Here is an 18,309-nt window from a genome sequence, read left to right as displayed (position 1 = left end):
CTAGGCATCTGTTGGTGTGCGTAAAGGATCGGTTTGGCGATAGGCAGGGAGCTTACCCAGCAACTTGGCTGCCAGGATTGCCACAACCAGAGAGACTAAGGTGACTATAATGATGGGTAAAACCAGGGGGCTAACCGCCGTACCCATAATCGCCATTAGCAACACGGGGGGTACGAGCTGCACGCTGGCGGTATTGATGGCCAGCAGCATAACCATGGCGTTGGTGGCAGTGTTGGGACGAGGGTTGAGTTTTTGGAGCTCTTCCATGGCTTTGAGGCCCAAAGGAGTAGCGGCGTTGCCCAGTCCCAGCATGTTGGCGGTCAGGTTCAGCACGATGAGGGCAAAGGCAGGATGGTCGCGGGGCACGTCGGGGAAGAGCGGGCGCAGCAAAGGACTGGTCCATCGCGTTAGGTGTTGCACAAGCCCCGCGGCTTCGGCAATGCGGAGCAATCCTAACCAAAGGGCCAGCAGTCCGATGAGCCCAAGGGCCAGCGTTACAGCTGTGCGTGCAAACTCGAAGGCTGCCTCGGTGATGGCCTGCAAGCGTACCAGACGCACGGGCGCAAACACCACACTTGCTGTGGCCAGCGAGTCACCCACAAGCACCATTGCCTTAAGGGTGCCACGCAGCTCGTTTTGATCGCGAGGAGCTGTAGCGCGTCGTATGGTGGCTAGCGGTTCGGGCAGCGCTACCTCGCGCGCAAAGCGAAGCTCATCCCCGGTGCGAAATTGCACAAGCTCGCCGGTGTACGTGGTTTCAGGCGCGGTTTCCGTACGGTAAAATGTGCGAAAATTTTCTGGGTCGATACGTACGACAACGGGCTGGTGTCGGGCTTGGGGCTGATAGCCCTTGGGGAAGTAAAGCGTAATGGGCAATGGGGCGCCGTTGCGATAAGTGTCGCGCACCAGGTCGCGCACGTCCGAAACGACAGCAAACACCAAGCTGAGGATGATCAGACCCGCCCAAATGTAGTTTAGCATGGCAAACGTCTGGAAGCTTGAGCACTGGGAACGCCCAAACTTAGCATCAATCCAGGGGAGATGCTAGTCGACAGCTATGCTGGCGAGAGGCTATCGAGGTGCTGGCGAATGCGCTGGGCGCGGGTTTGGCCTACCACAGCGGCTAAGGCCTCGATGCTCGCTTCGCGCACGCGCTGCACTGAGCCAAAGTGCTGCAAGAGCTTTTCAACGGTGCGCAGGCCAATTCCGGGAATATCCAGCAACTCAGAGCGCAATACGCGTTTGCGTTGGCGGCGTTGCGTAGCCAGGGCAAAGCGATGGGCTTCATTGCGGACGCGTTGCAGCAGCTGCAATGCCAGGCTTGTTTTTGGGAGCTGATACGGGTCAGGGTCCCCAGGCCGGTAAATTTCTTCCAGACGTTTGGCCAGACCAATGATCGGAAAATGGTTTTGGAGGCCCAAAGCCTCGAGCGCTGCTAAGGCACTGGAGAGCTGACCTTTGCCGCCATCAATAACCACAAGATCGGGCCACGGGCCTTCTTCGTTGCGTAGGCGTTGGTAGCGTCGCGTGATCACTTCCCGCATCGCCTGGTAATCGTCGGGTTTACCCGAAGGCACACTACGAATCTTAAAGATGCGATAGTCGCGTTTGCTCGGACGGCCGTCTTCGAACACAACGCAGGAAGCAACCGTGCCCGTACCCCCCAAGTGAGAAATGTCAAAGCACTCAATACGGCGCGGTAAGTGCGGAAGCTGAAGCGCTTCTTGGAGCGCCCGAACAGCTTCAGGAATCCGAGCCTCGCCCCGTTTTTGTTGGGCCAATCGCCATTCTTCAAGCAGGAGCTGAGCATTGGCTTCGGCCAAGCGCACCAGGCCGACCTTTTCACCGCGCTGCGGCAGGCGAAGCGGCACTTTTTGCCCACGCCGCTCGCGCAATAGTGCTGCTAGGGCACTGGGCTCTTCGAGCGGGTGTGAGAGCAATACCTCCTCTGGAAAGAAGACAGCTTCGGCATAGTAAGCCTCAACAAAAGCTTGGAGCAATGCGCTATCCGATTGGCCTTCAATGCGGCGCAGATACTGGTGGCGACGACCGATAACCTTTCCTTCACGTACCTGGAAGACGACGCCGCAGGCCACCCCTTCTGTACGGTCGACGGCCAATGCAAACACGTCGCGATCGGCAAAATCTTGGCTGATGATCTTTTGCCGCTCTGCATGCTCGGTCAGTAGCCGAATCTGGTCGCGCAACTCGGCTGCGCGTTCGAAGTTCAGTGCAGCTGCACAGGCGTGCATTTCGGCCCGTAGCTGCGCAATGAGTGCCTGCGTTTTTCCGTTTAAGAGCTGTTCGATCTGACGAATGGTGGCATTGTAAGCTTCCTCGGATTGTAGGCCAATGCAAGGTGCTGCGCATTTTTTAATGTGATACTCCAGGCAAGGCTGGTATTTACCCGCTGCAATTGCTTCAGGGGAGAGATTAAGTTTACAAGTGCGCACCTTAAAGACCGAGCGAATCAGCCGTAGCAGGCGATGCATGTGACCTACATCGGTATACGGTCCAAAGTACTTTGCGCCGTCTTTGCGGACGCGTCGCGTAGGAAAGACCCGAGGGAAATGCTCACGGGCAATGCAAATGTAAGGATAGGTCTTGTCATCCCGTAGATTGATGTTATAGCGCGGCTTGAGTTGCTTGATGAGATTGTTTTCTAAGATGAGCGCTTCGGCTTCGGTATCGGTGACGATGACTTCAACATCGGCAATTTTTCGCACGAGTGCTTCTAAGCGGCCGTCGCGCGGACGGCTTTCCTGAAAGTAAGAGCGGACGCGCTGGCGTAGATTCTTGGCCTTGCCTACGTAGAGCACCTGGCCGGCAGCATCTTTGTGCAGATAGACACCCGGACGCGCAGGCAAATGGGCCAGTTTTTCTTGAAGCGCTGGTGTCATGGCACCATGGTATCAGCTTAGTAACAAAAAAACCCTCCTTAAGGGAGGGTTGTTGCATAAGGCGGCGAGCCCTTAGGAAAAATCAAAACTGCCGCTTGTGCACACTGTGAGCCGTCCAAGGCATTGCAGTCGAGGCGAACGGTAAGGGCGACGCGTGTTAGGTGCCGGTGTCGGCATTTCCAAAAGGGACGTCTGAACTGTCTGCATGGCATGTGGGGGTGCTGCAAGGAGAGGCGTATTCTTGGTGGATCCGAACGTTTGGGCTGTTTGCATAGCATCCATGGTTTGCGCAAAGGGTTGGGTGGTTAGGGAAGGCGATATAACCGGTGCGTGTGCACCTGAGGTGCTCGGCCCGGAGGCTGCACTTCGGTGCGGACGAGGTAAAGGCCGGCGGGAAGGACATGGCCCATAGACGTGCCATTCCAAACCAGCTGGTGCCGACCTGCGGCTAGACTCTCGTGAGCCAGCGTTGCTACGTGGCGTCCCAATAGATCGTAAATCGCCACCGTGACCAAGGCTGCTTCAGGAAGACTCAGGGTTAGCACGGTTTGCGTGCGGAAAGGATTAGGGGTAACCTGTAGAGCAGGCTGGGGGAGAAGTTCAAAGGCAAAAAAAGGATCTAGGTGCGCCTCGAGGGTGCCGTCCGGTTCTGAGGGGCAGAGCGTCGATACCTGGAGGAAAAACTGGTTGTGTGGACTTTGAAGGTCTAAGCGCTGATAAACAGCATACGCTTCGGTAGGCGGACTTCCACTTCCAGTAAATTCCCAAACGCCAGGTGCTGTCTCCGAAAAGACCGCGCCGCCGCCCGGTCCAGTTACCGAAATAAGCTGCAAGTTGACATTGGGCTGCACTGGACTGTTCTGAACACGCTGAATACCATCGGTTCCTAGAATTTGGGCTCGCCCCTGGGCTGCGCTAAGTACTTCTAAGGTACCCAGTAGAGCTAACCTGCAGGTAACCTGGCCTATGAGCCGTTGGGTAGTATTGATTGCTCCTGGGGATGCTGGCTGGGGAGACGCCCACGAAAAGTCGGCATAGCGCGCGCCCAAGCCTGTCAGCTGCAGCGAATATCCAGCAGGCGTTGTGCCGTCCTCTGCAACGCCAATATCGGTTGAAAGTATGCCATCGGCGCAGCCGCCGACAGCAGTGAGCGTGCCTTCATAGCTTAAAAACTGGAGCAGGTGTCCCTGATAGCAAAGGGCCAGTCCATCGGGAGCACCATTTTGAAGGCCTGGGATGTACTTGAAATACACCGTGTAAGCTCCTTCAGTAGCGCCTTCCGTAAAGGTGTCAAGGCGATGAGTGCCATACGAGGTGCCACCGCTGCCGTTGTAGAGCACCACTGCAAAGTCGCTAAGCGCGTAAGCTGCCGCGTTTTCTAGCACGACTTCAATAAATTCGTCGGCATCGGCACCTACGTTGTCATAATGGAACTCGTTGATCCAGGCATTGGGCTGTGCCCAAACCATCCAAGGCATTAGCGCTCCGAGCAGCACGCCATAGTTGAACTGCATGGTGCTACATGTAAGGTTGGTGAATAGCTTCTCAGTAGCTGAGCGGCCGTTCCCCGGAGATGCTTGTTGCTAACGACCGCAACGTTTTAAGTAATGACCCATCGACTTTTTGTAAGAAGGGGGTTGAGGTGATTTTTAAAGCTACGCATTTGGCGTAATCTTACAGACATTAATGCGCTTTAGGCTTAAGCAGACGTTAAGAAGACCTGAAGCGGGCACGAAGTTGGGTGGGCATGCGTTCTTTGGCCAAACGCGCGCCGTTTGTTGTAAGGATTTATGCAATGGCCTGATTGGAAAGATCCGCGCCACCGGGCCATGGGGGCTAGCCTGGGGGTGTCGGTACTCATGCTGTTGGGCAAGTTCATTGCCTATCTGCTTACCGGTAGTGCAGCCATCTTTTCGGATGCGGCCGAGTCGCTTGTGCACATTCTAGCCACGGCATTTGTGGCTTTTAGCTTATGGTATGCGCTGCAGCCCCCCGATGCTGAGCACCCTTACGGTCATGGCAAAATTGCCTATTTTTCGGCCGGTTTCGAAGGAGCCATGATCCTGCTGGCTGCCGCAAGCATTCTCTATACAGCAGCTAAAGCATTGATTTATGGCCCAGCATTGCGGCAATTAGGACTGGGCGTGTTGTTGATAGGGCTTTTCAGCGCAATCAACTTGCTTTTGGGGCTATACCTGATTCGCGTTGGGCGGCGTTACCAAAGCCTAGTGCTTGAGGCCAACGGTCGGCATGTACTGACCGACATGTGGACCAGCTTGGGGGTGGTGCTAGGCGTGGCGCTGGTAGCTTGGACGGGTATAGTCTGGCTGGACCCTTTGATTGCCATTTTGATGGCCCTAAACATTTTGCGGACCGCATTGCAGCTGCTTCGACAGTCTTTTACCGGCCTTATGGAGCGCGTACGTGAAGACGATACGCGTACGCTTCTGGAAGTGCTTGATGCAGCTGTTCAACAAGGCATGATCTCAGACTATCATCAACTCCGACACCGCCGTACGGGTGACCAGCTCTGGGTAGAGTATCACCTGATGCTTCCTGGCGAGCGCACGCTCGACGAGGTCCATGCCCAAGCCCATGCTGTGGAAGAGGCTATCCATGCGCGTTTTCAGGGCCAGCGCGTGTACGTTACGGCCCATTTAGAGCCCGAACGCCACGAAGCTGCACACCCGCAAGGCCATCAAGAGCCCGAAGATCCGCTAAAGGCTCAGGCTGAGCAGGCCCGGTCCACTTGAGCGGGGAAATTACGTATCTTTGCATGAACCAACCCGTAGCCCTCTCATGGTCCCGGTTGAGCTACGCTTAAAGAATTTCATGAGCTACGGCGAGGTCGCCCCTGTACTCGATTTTCGGCCTTTTCAAATAGCCTGTCTTTCGGGCAGTAATGGCCAGGGGAAGTCGGCGCTGCTGGACGCGATTACTTGGGCTCTGTGGGGGGAAGCCCGCAGACCTAGTGACAGCCGCAAGCCCGATGAATACCTGTTGCGCATTGGTGCCCGCTACATGGAAGTTGAATTTACCTTTGATCTTGAAGGCGTTCGTTATCGTGTTCTTCGTCGCTATACCCGTTCGGCTTCGGGAAAGACCAATCGGCCCGAGCTGGAGCTTCAGGTTTTTGATCCCGAAACCCAAAGCTATCGGCCGCTGACCGCACCTTCGGTTGCAGAAACCCAAGCCCGTCTCAATCAGGTGCTCGGCCTAGATTACCAGACTTTCGTTAATGCCTCGTTTTTGCTGCAGGGACGTTCGGATGAATTCACCCGCAAAAAACCCAGCGAGCGTAAAGAAATTCTGGCGCGCATTCTTAACCTAGAGCGCTATGAGCGGTTGGCCGAGCTGGCACGGGAAGAGGCTCGTAAAGCACAAGACCGGGCCGAATGGCTAGCACGCCAACTTGAGCAGATGCAGGCCGCCCTGGCCGAAGTCCCCCGCATTCGAGAGGCCTATCAGCTTCTCTTGCAGCAGCGAGCAGCCTTAGAAGACAAGTTGGCCCAAAAGCGCGCGCAGCTGCAGCAGCTGCATGCCCAAAAGGTGCGTCTTGAAGAAAGCCGGCGTCGCTTGGAAGAGCTCAAAGCGCAGCTTCAGCGTCAAGAGGAGTTGCTGCAGGAGGATCAGTATCGCCTGGTCGAGCTTGAAGCCCGTATTGAACGCTACGAACACATACGGGCTCAGCGGTCAACCATCGAGCGCGACTACGAGCGCTTTCAGCAACTCCAACAGACGCTGCGGCAGCTTGAAGAAAAACGTGAGCTGTGCCGGAGCATTGAAGAGCAGCTGCATCAGCTCGACCGGGAGTTGGATCGCCTTCGTGGCGAACTGGAGAAAAAGCTGCAGGCCGTTTTACTGGAGCAAAAGCATAAACAGCAGCGGCTCGAAGAGTTAACCTCCAAGCTGCGGGAACGACCAAAACTAGAAACACGCCTGCAACAGGCTAAAAAAGCCCAACAGCAAGTAGCCCAGCTGGAGCAGCGCCGTCGCGAGCGCGAAGCCGTAGAAATGCAACTTCGTGAGGTGATGCAGTCGCTGCTGGCAAAACAGAAACAACTTGAAGGATCCCTGGCTTCGCTGCGCGCACAGCAGGAGCAAGAAATGCAGGCGCTGGCACCTTTGCCTATGCTAGAACAAGAGCGCCAGCGCTTGGAGACGGAAACTGCCCGTTATCAAGCGTTAAGCCACGAACTGGAGGCACTTGCTGAGGAAGGCGTAGCGCTTAAGCAAGCGATTGAAAGCCAGCAAGCGCGGCTTGCAGAGCTCAAAAGCCAACAGGAAGCCCTTAAGGCACGCTACGACACTTTTGTCCAAGGGGACGAAGACGTGTGTCCGGTCTGCGGCAGTCACCTAGAGCCGGCCCATCGCGAAGAGGTTTGCCGCCATTACGAAACGCAACTTCAAACCCTGGCACAGCAGCTTGCTGAGGGACAAGCTCAGCTGGTTGAGCAAGAAAAGCGTCGCGCAATGCTCCGCGAACAATACCAGGAAAAGCGCACGTTACGCGATCGTTTAGCCCAAGCCCCAGAGCGGCTGGCGCAGGTGACGGCACGCTTGGAAGAACTGCGTAAGCGGCAGCAGACGCTGACGCAACTTCAAGCCCAAATTGAAAGCCTGGAACTGCAGCTCCGCGAACAAACCTTTGCACAACTGGAGCGCCGACAGCTTGAGGCCCTGCACCGCCAGCTTGAGGCTTTACCGCTTGATCTAGGACTTTTGGAACAGCTACGCCAGCAAGCTGCCGAAGTTGGTCCACTCCAAGAGCGGCTGGCAGAGCTGGAATACCAAGAAGGACAGCGTGAAGGTCTGGAGCGTGAACTAGAGCGCCTGCGTCAGCAAGAACGCGTCTTGCGCGAAGAACTGGACCACGGTGAAGCCCTGCAGTCGGTGCAGCAACGTCGCCGTGAGCTGCAGGAAAAGCTTATGCACATCGGCTTTGATGCCGCCCAGTTCCATCACGTTCGACAAGAACTCGAAGCGCTAGGAGATGTTGGGGCTCGGTTGCAGGAACTACTGCATGCACAGCAAGACCTGGAAAGCACGCGGCAAAGCCGTCGTCAGCTCCGCAAGCGCATCGAGCGAGAGCAAAGCGAACGTGACCGGCTCGAGGCCCAATGCCAAGCGCTTGCCCAGGAGCTGGCCTCCACAGCACATATAACAACAGCCTACGCCGAAGCCCAAAAAGCCTTCGAAGACCTTGAGACCGAGCGTCATCGCCTGGAACAACAGATTGGGGAGCACCAGGCACGTTTAGAACAGCTCGAAAGTTTGCAAAACGCCCGTGCGCAGCAGCAGCAAGAATTGCAAACCCTAAAGCATCGCGCCCGCCTCTACGAACATTTACGACAAGCCTTCGGGAAACACGGTATCCCTTCGCTGATTATCGAGCAAACGCTGCCTGAGCTTGAAGCCCGGGCTAACGAATGGCTCGACCGCCTAACTGACGGCCGTATGCATATTGAGCTGCGCACGCAGCGAGATAAAAAAACCGGCGGTACCAAAGAAACGCTGGATATTATTATTACCGACGAACAGAGCGTACCGCGCCCTTACGAGACGTTTTCAGGTGGCGAAGCCTTTCGCATCGACTTTGCTCTGCGGCTAGCATTGGCCCAGCTCCTGGCTGAGCGGAGTGGCGTGCGCATTCGCACCCTGGTAATCGACGAGGGTTTTGGCACGCAAGATGCCCAAGGCCTCCAGCACCTGATCGAAGTGATCCAAGCTGTGCAGTCGGATTTTGATAAAATTTTGGTCATTACCCATCTCAACGAGCTTAAACAGGCTTTCCCTGTGCGCATTGAAGTAGAGAAAGATCCTATCGAAGGTTCACGCTTCGAAGTGTTTGGCGTGTGACGAGCTAGGTTGCAGGAGGCAGGCGGCGCGTGCGACGCATGAGGAGCAAGCCTCCTAAAATTAAGACCCCTCCCAATATTTGGGCGAACGTAATCGGCTCGTTAAGCAGCAAGTGCCCCGCAACCAGAGCCACAAAGGGCGTCAAATTGCCAAAGGCTGCTGTGTGTGCTGGGCCCACATGGCGAACAGCTTGGTTCCATAGCGCAAGGGTCAAGCCTGTCGAAAGCGCTCCAGAAAAAATAATGGCGGCCCAAGCCCTGCCATCTACAGCAGACCAGGTGACCGTATCGAAAAACAAAATTCCTAAAATCAATAAGACAGGATAAGCAGGCAATAAGCTAAGGAAGGTTAAACTAGATGGGTCGATCTTGCGGACTAGGGGTTGACTCAAGGCGGTATAGGCGCCCCAGGCTACCGAGGCGCCCATCATGAGCAGGTTCCCTTGCAGCGCCTGACGCGAGAAATCCAATGCCCGTGGACTGTAGAGGACAACCAACACCGTCCCGGCAAGCGAAAGCAGCAGGCCCATCCAGCCTAACCAATGCAGCCGGTCATACCTCAACAGCTGGCTCATCAGGGCAGTCCATAAGGGTGCACTAGCCATAATCAAGGCCGCACTGCCTGCCGTAGTTAGGCTCACGCCTAGAATGAACGCCACTTGGTAGATCACATACCCAAGCAACCCTAGGCCCACGATGGCCCAAGCATGCGTTCGTAGCGGCGCAAAGAAGTCGGTGCCGCTCCGCCGCTGCGCTTGTAGGTGAAGCCCCCAGAGCACAAGTAGCGAGAAGATAAACCGAAAGACGTTCACCACAAAGGGGTGCATAACAGCCAGTGCTACCTTGATGATGGGGAAATTGATACCCCAGACCAAAACGTCGAATAGGAGAGCGAGCTCGTAACGCAGCGTACGGCGAGTCATAAGTGGGATTAAAAGCGTAGGGAAGTGCCCCAATATGCGCGTACGCTATTTTTATGTTTGATAGCTTCCTGTTAATTTTCGAGAAGGAGGATGCGTTTATGCAGGAAGCCTCTGAAAAATTCTATACGATCGGAGAAGTGGCTCGCTTGACGGGACTGGCGCCGCACGTGCTGCGGTACTGGGAGAGCGAATTTGCAATGCTGCGCCCGCAAAAAGATGCTGCTGGCCGTCGTCGCTATACCGAAAAAGACCTTCACTTGGTACGCGAAATCCAGTACCTGTTGCACGTCGAGCGTTACACGATCGAAGGGGCGCGACGGGTGCTCGAGCGACGCAAAAATGCTTTTTCAGAAATGCGTGGACAATTGCTAGCGCTTCGGGCATTTTTGCAGGCACTCCAGGAGCATCTGGCGACTCAGACGTATGAAGAGCCGGCAAAAGGGAACCCAGATCAGGATTGAGGCATTTGCTGGGCGTGCATTTGTATCGGGACGTAGCGCAGCCCGGTAGCGCACTAGCATGGGGTGCTAGGGGTCGTGGGTTCAAATCCCACCGTCCCGACAAAAACCCGCCATAGCGTATGGCGGGTTTTTTTATGCCCTTACCAGCTCACTTTTAAACGCGCGAGGTTGTTGAAACCCTCAAAAAGCTACCTGGCATGCCCCTCCCCAAAACAGTTGTTGGCAAAGGCTGTTCGTTCAAAGTAAGCTACGTGCTGGTGGAGTCAGGTTCATTACCTTCAGCACACTTGGCGGTAGAGACCTGCTGCGCGCTATCGCCATAACGCCGCTCAACCTGATCGCGCAGCTGCTCCTGCCTTTGGACGACGGCTGGGCCTGTGCTTCAGCTTACCTGCTACCAGCAATTTTGAGAGTACTCATGCCCCTTGCCTTAGCGATGCTTTCAGTGGCATAGACCAAAGGCGCAGCACTGCGCGCAATTACAGGCACCCAGGTCGGCATCGTGCATCAAGCAGTGGGTCGGTCGGAGTGCCGGAAGGAGGCCGTATCCTCAAGGCATGAGGTTATCAAAGCTGTAAAAAGAATAATGTCAAATGTGAATAATGTATAAACAAAAAAGATATAAGTCGATAGATTGCTAAATATTATTTTGCGTTTTGGTCATAATTTTTAAAAATAAAAACTAAAAAGGGCTTTCATTCCGTTTAGTTTTAATGAAAGCGCTCCCGATCATGTTGTTTTTGTGGGATTTGTCTTTGGGATTGCCCTTGACGATAGGAATCATAAATGCGTTATTGCATAAAAAAATAAAGCGCGCTGCGCTCCACCGGCTGTGGCTTTACGTATGCAACACCTTGCTTCAAATCGACGAGCAGTTGTGATCGCCGAGACCTTGGCGAAGCAGGGTGTCGAGGGTCGGGATGTTGCCAGGCAGGTAAGGGTACGACCTTGCCTTAGGGCAAGTGTACCTATTCGTATTACGGCCCTTTTGGGCCGTGTAATTCTCGTGATCGCCTAAGTTTCCCACCTGGCGTCCCGGCTGCACTTCTTCGAGATTGTTTGTAAAAATCGTAGCAGCGCAGACCGGGGCGCCCTAAACCCCGGTTGCGATGCAACAGCCAAGTTACGACGCGTGTTTTTCTCAGCCTGAAGGTTGGCCAGCTGAGCGGGATGCCTGTGGGGTGGGGATTATTTGCACGCTACATGACCCCCCATCTCACCAGATTGTGCGTTATGGCCTTGAAGTTTTGTTGCGCTTAAGTCATCGTGGCGCCTGCGGCTGCGACGAGCGCACAGGTGATGGTGCGGGCATTCTGGTGCAACTCCCTGATGCTTTTTTGCGGGAAGTCGCTCGCGACGAGGGTATTTGCTTGCCCGATCCTGGCGTTTACGGGGTGGGCATGATTTTCCTGCCGCGCGAGGCGGCTATGCGGCAGCAGTGCCAGGAGCAATTTGAGGCCCTGATTCAAGCAGAGGGACAACGGGTACTGGGTTGGCGGCGTGTGCCGACACAATCGGAGGTACTGGGTGTCTCGGCTGCTGCTGCCGAACCGAGCATTTGGCAGGTTTTTGTGCAGGCCGCCCCAGGCTTGGATGCCGAGGCCTTCGAGCGGAAGCTTTTTGTGATCAAACGTATGGCCCGGCATGTGATTCCAAACCGAGCGTTTTATGTAGTCAGCCTCTCGGCACGCACCCTGGTCTACAAGGGCATGCTGACCCCGGCGCAGCTAGGGGCTTATTATCCTGACCTCAACGATCCCCGTTTTGCCAGCCGGCTGGCGCTCGTGCATTCGCGCTTTAGCACCAACACCTGGCCACGCTGGCCATTGGCGCAACCTTTCCATTTGCTGGCCCATAACGGTGAAATCAACACGCTCCGAGGCAACATCAATGCGCTGCGTGCCCGGGAAGCTTTGTTGCGTTCCAACCTCTTAGGGGAGGACCTTAAAAAGATCCTGCCGCTTTTGGATGAAACAGGCAGCGACTCTCAGATGCTCGATGCCATGATCGAGCTGCTTTACCGGGCTGGGCGTTCGTTGCCTCATGCCATCTTGATGACCATCCCCGAAGCTTGGGCTGGCGATGCGTACATGGACGAAGCGCGCAGGGCTTTTTATGCCTATCATGCCTGTTTGATGGAGCCCTGGGATGGCCCTGCGGCGGTATGTTTTACCGACGGCCGCTACGCTGGTGCTGTGCTTGATCGCAACGGCCTCCGTCCAGCCCGCTACACCATTACGCGTGATGGCCTGGTGGTTTTGGCCTCTGAAGTAGGGGTGCTCGATTTGTCCCCAGAATGTGTGGTCGAAAAAGGACGCTTGCAGCCTGGCCGCATGTTCTTGGTCGACCTTGAAGAAGGTCGCCTGGTGCGTGATGAGGAAATCAAAGCTACGCTGAGCCGACGGCAACCCTACCAGCTTTGGCTAAAAACGCACCTGCGTACCGAAGCCGATTTGCCAGCTGCTCAGCCCCTTACGCGCCCGCTTGAGCCAGAGACGCTACGCCGGCAGCAGCGCCTCTTTGGCTACTCGCTTGAAGAGCTGCGTTTGATGCTGGCCCCTATGGCCCAGAAAAAAGACGATCCGGTTGGCTCTATGGGCGACGACACGCCGCTAGCGGTGCTGTCGGACTTTCCGCGATTGGTCTACGATTACTTTAAGCAACTGTTTGCTCAGGTGACCAACCCGCCCATTGATGCCATCCGGGAAGAACTGGTCACCTCGCTGCACACTTACCTAGGCGGTGAATACAATTTGCTGGAGGAAACCCCCCAGCAGGCCCATCGCCTGCGGCTAGAACAGCCCATCTTGACGCCGGAGAAGCTGGCCCGCATTAAAGCCTTAAGTGAGGAAAATCTGCGGGTGCAAACGCTCACGACGCTTTTCGATGTGTCGCAAGGGGGCAACGGGCTTCGGCAGGCTTTAGAGGAGCTGTGCCAACAGGCCGCCGAAGCAGTGGCGCAAGGAGCCACCATTTTGGTGCTTTCAGACCAGGAGGCTGGCCCAAAGCAAGCGCCAATTCCGGCTGCCCTGGCGGTAGGCGCTGTGCACCATCATCTGATTCGTACCGGTTTGCGCGCGCGCTGCAGCCTGATTGTGGACAGTGGCGAACCGCGCCAAGTGCACCACATGTGCGTGCTTTTGGGCTACGGCGCCGACGCCATTTGCCCCTACCTGGCCTTAGAGACAATCGCAGACCTTGTGCATATCGGAGAAATTACCGGCTTGCATGCCCGCGAGGCTCAGCAGCGCTACCTGAAAGCCCTCAGCAAAGGCATCCTTAAGGTGATGTCGAAGATGGGGATCTCTGTGCTTCAAAGCTATCGAGGTGCCCAGATCTTTGAGATTGTGGGCTTAGGGGCTGAAGTGGTTGAACGCTGCTTTGCTGGGACTGTCTCGCGCCTGGGAGGTGTGGATTTTGACGTGTTGGCTGAAGAAGTACGTTTGCGCTACGCGCAGGCTTATCCGCCTAGTGCCATCGAAGTACCTGCCGATGCGCTTGATCGCGGCGGCTTTTATCAATGGCGGCGCGGCGGCGAGCATCATCGCTACAACCCGCTCACAGTTGCTAAACTGCAACACGCCGTTCGCGAACGCGACCCCAAAGACTATGAGGAATTTGCCCGCCTGATCAACGAAGAAAACCAACACCTATGTAAGCTGCGTGGACTGCTGGACTTTATCCCAGCCGAGCAGCCACTCCCCTTGGAAGAGGTTGAGCCCTGGACGTCTATCGTGCGGCGCTTTAAGACCGGCGCTATGTCGTTTGGCTCCATCAGCCAAGAAGTGCACGAGACGCTGGCCGAAGCCATGAACCGCTTGGGCGGCAAAAGCAACACCGGAGAAGGCGGGGAAGACCCCGAACGCTACGCTCGGAATAACCCGCGCCGCAGTGCGATTAAGCAAGTAGCCTCGGGACGATTTGGCGTAACCATTGGCTATCTGGCCAGCGCTGATGAAATCCAGATCAAAATGGCTCAGGGCGCCAAGCCCGGAGAAGGGGGGCAGCTCCCGGGCGAAAAAGTCTATCCCTGGATTGCCCGCGTGCGTCACTCTACGCCCTGGGTAGGGCTTATTTCGCCACCACCCCACCACGACATTTATTCGATCGAAGACCTAGCCCAGCTCATTTATGACCTAAAGCAGGCCAACCCAACGGCGCGCATTAGCGTCAAGCTGGTGGCTGAAGCTGGCGTGGGTACCATTGCAGCTGGCGTAGCCAAAGGCGGGGCCGATGTGATCCTCATTAGTGGCCATGATGGAGGCACAGGGGCTTCGCCAATTACCTCTATCCTACATGCTGGTCTGCCATGGGAATTGGGGTTAACAGAGACGCACCAGGCCCTGGTAGCCAATGGGCTTCGACAACGTGTTGTCGTTGAGGTAGATGGGCAGCTGCAGACCGGGCGCGATGTGGCTATTGCCGCCTTACTAGGAGCACAGGAGTTTGGCTTTGCTACAGCTCCTTTGGTGGCTTTAGGGTGCATTCGCATGCGCAAGTGTCACCTGAACACATGTCCTGTAGGCATTGCTACGCAGGACCCCGAGCTCCGCAAAAAGTTTACAGGACAGCCCGAGCACCTGATCAACTACTTCTATTTTGTGGCGGAAGAGCTGCGCCAGATCATGGCTATGCTGGGCTTCCGCACCGTTGAAGAAATGGTGGGACGCGTGGATCGACTGCGGGTGCGCACTACAGAACATTGGAAGGCGCGGCATTTGGACCTAAGACCACTGATCCAAAAGGTCGAGACCCCGGAAATCTTGCGGCCCTTTAGCCAGCAAGCGCCCCACCGCAATGGGATGCCAACGCTTGACCAGCGGCTGTTGCCTGCACTGGAACCCGCACTGGCACACCGCAAGCCTGTCCGGCTGCGCACTACGATCCGTAATACCGACCGAACGGTTGGCGCGCGCATTAGCTATGAAATCACCACGCGCTACGGCGAGGCCGGGCTGCCGGAAGACACGATATGGATCGACTGCGAAGGCTCAGCTGGGCAGAGCTTCGGGGCATTTCTTGCGCCAGGTGTAACGCTGCGTGTCGCTGGAGAAGCCAACGACTACTTTGGCAAAGGGCTCTCTGGAGGCAAGCTCATCATCCATCCGCCTCAAACGGCTGCCTATCCGGCCGAGTCGAACATCATTATTGGCAACGTGGCGCTCTACGGTGCCACCTCGGGCGAGGCCTACATCCGTGGCCGTGCGGGCGAACGGTTTGCCGTGCGTAACAGCGGTGCATGTGCAGTGGTCGAAGGCGTCGGCGATCACGGCTGCGAATACATGACAGGTGGCCGGGTTGTTGTGCTAGGACCAACAGGACGCAACTTCGCCGCTGGGATGAGCGGTGGCATTGCTTACGTGCTCGATGCCGATGGCCTATTTGCCAGGCGCTACTGTAACCTTGAGATGGTGGAGCTCATGCCCGTGGTTGAAGAAGCGGACGTTGCCGAGCTGCGTGCGCTGATCGAGCGGCATTATTACTACACCGGCAGTCCTGTAGCACGCTGGGTGCTTGAAGACTGGCCTAGTGTGCTAACCCGCTTCGTTAAGGTCTTCCCTATCGACTACCGCAAAGCGCTCGAACGGCTTGCTCAAGAACAAGAAGCAGAACTGGTACGTCAGCAACTGGCCGCTTAAAGGAGGTTGAGGTTGTTTTTGTGTAAACTGCTATGGGATCACTACGTGGCTTTATTGAAATTCCCCGCGAAGACCCGGAAAAGCGCCCGGTAGAGGAACGCATCCGCGATTTTCGCGAAGTCTATCGCCTGCTCCCCGAAGAACGACTGCGACGACAGGCTGCCCGTTGCATGGACTGCGGCATCCCGTTTTGCCATGCAGGCTGCCCCCTGGGAAATGTTATCCCGGATTTTAACGATTTGGTTTATCGCAATCGCTGGCGTGATGCCTACGAACGATTGCGGGCTACAAATAACTTTCCCGAGTTTACTGGGCGCATCTGTCCAGCACCGTGTGAATCGGCCTGTGTGCTGGGGCTTATCGAACCGCCCGTAACGATTGAGCAAATCGAATGGGCCATTATTGAACATGCCTTTCGGGAAGGCTGGGTTAAGCCTGAACCTCCTGCCCAGCGTACTGGCAAGCGCATAGCTGTGATAGGCTCGGGCCCAGCTGGATTGGCTTGTGCTGACCAGCTAAATCGCGCTGGCCACTGGGTGACCGTGTTTGAACGAGACGATCGCCTTGGCGGTCTGCTTCGCTACGGTGTACCTGATTTTAAAATGGAAAAGTGGGTGATCGACCGCCGCATAGCTATTTTGGAGGCCGAGGGCATCTCGTTTCGTACAGGTGTACACGTGGGCCGTGACTATCCAGTGGATCAGCTCCGCCGCGATTTTGATGCTGTCGTGATTTGCACGGGCGCCACGCAGCCACGCGACGTGCGCGTTCCAGGACGCGAGCTTAAGGGAATTCACTTTGCTTGGGAGTACCTGTGGCAGGCGACAAAACGCGTAGCCCGAGACGACCTAGAGGCTGCAGGCATCCCGATCATTGATGCAAAAGAAAAGCATGTGGTTGTCATTGGTGGGGGTGATACGGCCAGCGATTGTATTGGCGTAGCCAACCGCCAGGGCGCGCGTACAATCGTCAACTTTCATATTTGGCCGGCGCCGCCAAGCGAGCGCACCCCCGAGATGCCTTGGCCTTTCTATCCGCATTTGCTGCATGTAAGCACTTCGCACGAAGAGGGTTGCGAGCGCGTTTGGAGTGTGGAAACGATCGCTTTTGAAGGAAGCAACGGTCACGTCGAACGTGTGATTACGGTCGATGTTGAAGCAGTGCCCGCAGGGCCAAACGCGCGGCGCACGCGACGCAGGATTCCAGGCACTGAGCGCGTCTGGCCTGCGGATCTGGTTTTGATCGCTATTGGTTATGAAGGCCCAGAGCGAAGTCCGCTCCTAGAGGCATTAGGTGTTGAGCTCGACAGCCGCGGCAACGTCAAGGCTGATGCCCATTTCCAAACCAATGTACCAGGAGTGTTTGTGGCTGGCGATGCCCATCGCGGCGCCTCACTGGTGGTGTGGGCCATCTCAGAAGGTCGAGAGGCTGCTCGAGCAGTGGACCTTTATCTGATGGGGCACACCAGCTTGCCCACGAAGGGCGAAGGCGACTTACCCTTGCTCCGGTAACTGCGCTGCACGTATCTTGATGTCGTATGGCAGAGTTTCCCTTCGCTACCGCGTTATCTGCAGTGGAGCAGACCGTTCTGAGCGGGCAGGTAATCGTTTGGGGACCTGGCTCGCTTTCGAATCTTGGCCCAGGTTTCGATGCGCTTGGCTTATGCATTCAAGGGCTAGGCGATCGCGTTGAGGCTTGGCGAACCGATACACCTGGGGTTCATCTCGTAGCGGCGAATGGATTGCCAGGGTCGCACATTCCAGAAGATCCACAGACCAATACCGCAGCAGTAGCTGCTCAAGCCGTTTTGCGGCAAGCGGCAGCACAGCATGGTGTTGCCTTGCGGCTGCACAAAGGGCTGCCTGCGGGCTCAGGCTTAGGAAGCTCAGCGGCCAGTGCAGTGGCTGGAGCATGGGCGGCAAATTTACTGCTCGAGCAGCCGCTGCCACGCGAAGCGCTCGTGGAGGCCGTGCTGGAAGGAGAAGCTGTGGCCGCTGGCAGTCGTCACGGCGACAACGTGCTGGCAGCACTTTTTGGCGGCTTGGTGCTTGTTTCCGCAAGCAACCCGTTGCTCTATCGCCGCATTCCGCTACCAGCGCCCTTGTCGATCGCCCTAATTTTACCACAGGTCGAAATCCTCACGCGCACGGCCCGCAACATCCTACCTCGCGAGGTCCCGCTACGGGATGCCGTGCATAACGCAGCAGCACTGGCGTTTCTGGTGGATGCCTTCCGCTGCGGCGATTGGGAAACCGTAGGGCGCTGGATGATGGCCGATCGCCTGGTGGAACCGGTTCGAGCTACGCTCGTCCCCTGCTATGAAGCTGTACGGCATGCTGCTCTAGAGGCCGGTGCCTTTGGATGCGCTCTGACTGGCTCTGGACCCTCCATGTTTGCCCTGGCCGCAAACGAGCAGCAGGCGCAGCGGATTCTGTCGGCCATGCTAGAAGCCAGCAACCAAAGCGGGATTGCAGCCCAGGGATTTGTGACAGCTGTGGATGAAGAAGGCGTACGTCAGCTCTGAAGGC

General features: G+C 56.3%; 10 protein-coding genes and 1 tRNA gene. 7 read left to right on the top strand and 4 right to left on the bottom strand.

All coding sequences use genetic code 11. The annotated features are described in order from the left end of the window. From J8E65_RS06615 to J8E65_RS06605, 3 genes are all read right to left on the bottom strand, one after another. Entirely contained in the window at positions 1-981 is a 981-nt protein-coding gene (locus tag J8E65_RS06615; protein WP_210374844.1) for a nucleoside recognition domain-containing protein, read from the bottom strand. 74 nt (positions 982-1,055) lie between these two features. Continuing rightward, positions 1,056-2,900, bottom strand: a complete 1,845-nt coding sequence (uvrC, locus tag J8E65_RS06610; RefSeq protein ID WP_210374843.1) for an excinuclease ABC subunit UvrC — start codon at positions 2,898-2,900, stop codon at positions 1,056-1,058. A 305-nt stretch (positions 2,901-3,205) separates the two neighbouring features. Next, positions 3,206-4,414, bottom strand: a complete 1,209-nt coding sequence (locus tag J8E65_RS06605) for a FlgD immunoglobulin-like domain containing protein (protein WP_210374842.1) — start codon at positions 4,412-4,414, stop codon at positions 3,206-3,208. A 276-nt stretch (positions 4,415-4,690) separates the two neighbouring features. On the opposite strand from J8E65_RS06605, the gene J8E65_RS06600 reads away from it, so the two are divergent. Together J8E65_RS06600 and J8E65_RS06595 are read left to right on the top strand one after the other, a co-directional pair. Beyond that, positions 4,691-5,653, top strand: coding sequence for a cation diffusion facilitator family transporter (locus J8E65_RS06600; protein WP_237181719.1), 963 nt, complete (start codon positions 4,691-4,693; stop codon positions 5,651-5,653). Between the two features lie 46 nt (positions 5,654-5,699). Continuing rightward, on the top strand, positions 5,700-8,759 hold the full coding sequence (locus J8E65_RS06595) for an AAA family ATPase (protein WP_210374841.1): 3,060 nt from the start codon (positions 5,700-5,702) through the stop codon (positions 8,757-8,759). Positions 8,760-8,763: 4 nt separating this feature from the next. Here J8E65_RS06595 and J8E65_RS06590 read toward each other — a convergent pair whose 3' ends face one another. Next, the gene (locus J8E65_RS06590) at positions 8,764-9,681 is read right to left on the bottom strand and encodes a DMT family transporter (RefSeq protein WP_210374840.1); all 918 of its coding nucleotides are present in this window, start codon (positions 9,679-9,681) and stop codon (positions 8,764-8,766) included. A 98-nt stretch (positions 9,682-9,779) separates the two neighbouring features. Between J8E65_RS06590 and J8E65_RS06585 the strand changes: the two genes are divergently transcribed. The 5 genes from J8E65_RS06585 to J8E65_RS06565 all read left to right on the top strand — a co-directional run bounded on the left by J8E65_RS06585 (position 9,780) and on the right by J8E65_RS06565 (position 18,305). Next, positions 9,780-10,142, top strand: a complete 363-nt coding sequence (locus tag J8E65_RS06585) for a MerR family transcriptional regulator (protein ID WP_210374839.1) — start codon at positions 9,780-9,782, stop codon at positions 10,140-10,142. A gap of 26 nt (positions 10,143-10,168) precedes the next feature. Then, positions 10,169-10,242: transfer RNA gene (locus J8E65_RS06580), tRNA-Pro, on the top strand. Positions 10,243-11,251: 1,009 nt separating this feature from the next. After that, positions 11,252-15,781: a glutamate synthase large subunit gene (gene gltB / locus J8E65_RS06575; RefSeq protein WP_210374838.1), complete on the top strand. Its 4,530-nt coding sequence runs from the start codon at positions 11,252-11,254 to the stop codon at positions 15,779-15,781. Between the two features lie 32 nt (positions 15,782-15,813). Continuing rightward, the gene (locus J8E65_RS06570) at positions 15,814-17,292 is read left to right on the top strand and encodes a glutamate synthase subunit beta (RefSeq protein ID WP_210374837.1); all 1,479 of its coding nucleotides are present in this window, start codon (positions 15,814-15,816) and stop codon (positions 17,290-17,292) included. 26 nt (positions 17,293-17,318) lie between these two features. Continuing rightward, entirely contained in the window at positions 17,319-18,305 is a 987-nt protein-coding gene (locus J8E65_RS06565; RefSeq protein ID WP_210374836.1) for a homoserine kinase, read from the top strand. Positions 18,306-18,309: the final 4 nt, after the last annotated feature.

Origin of the sequence: Rhodothermus bifroesti (assembly GCF_017908595.1) — a bacterium.
Lineage (GTDB): Bacteria > Bacteroidota > Rhodothermia > Rhodothermales > Rhodothermaceae > Rhodothermus > Rhodothermus bifroesti.
Note: the sequence above shows the minus strand (reverse complement) of the source record. Positions and strands in the feature narration are given on the sequence as shown.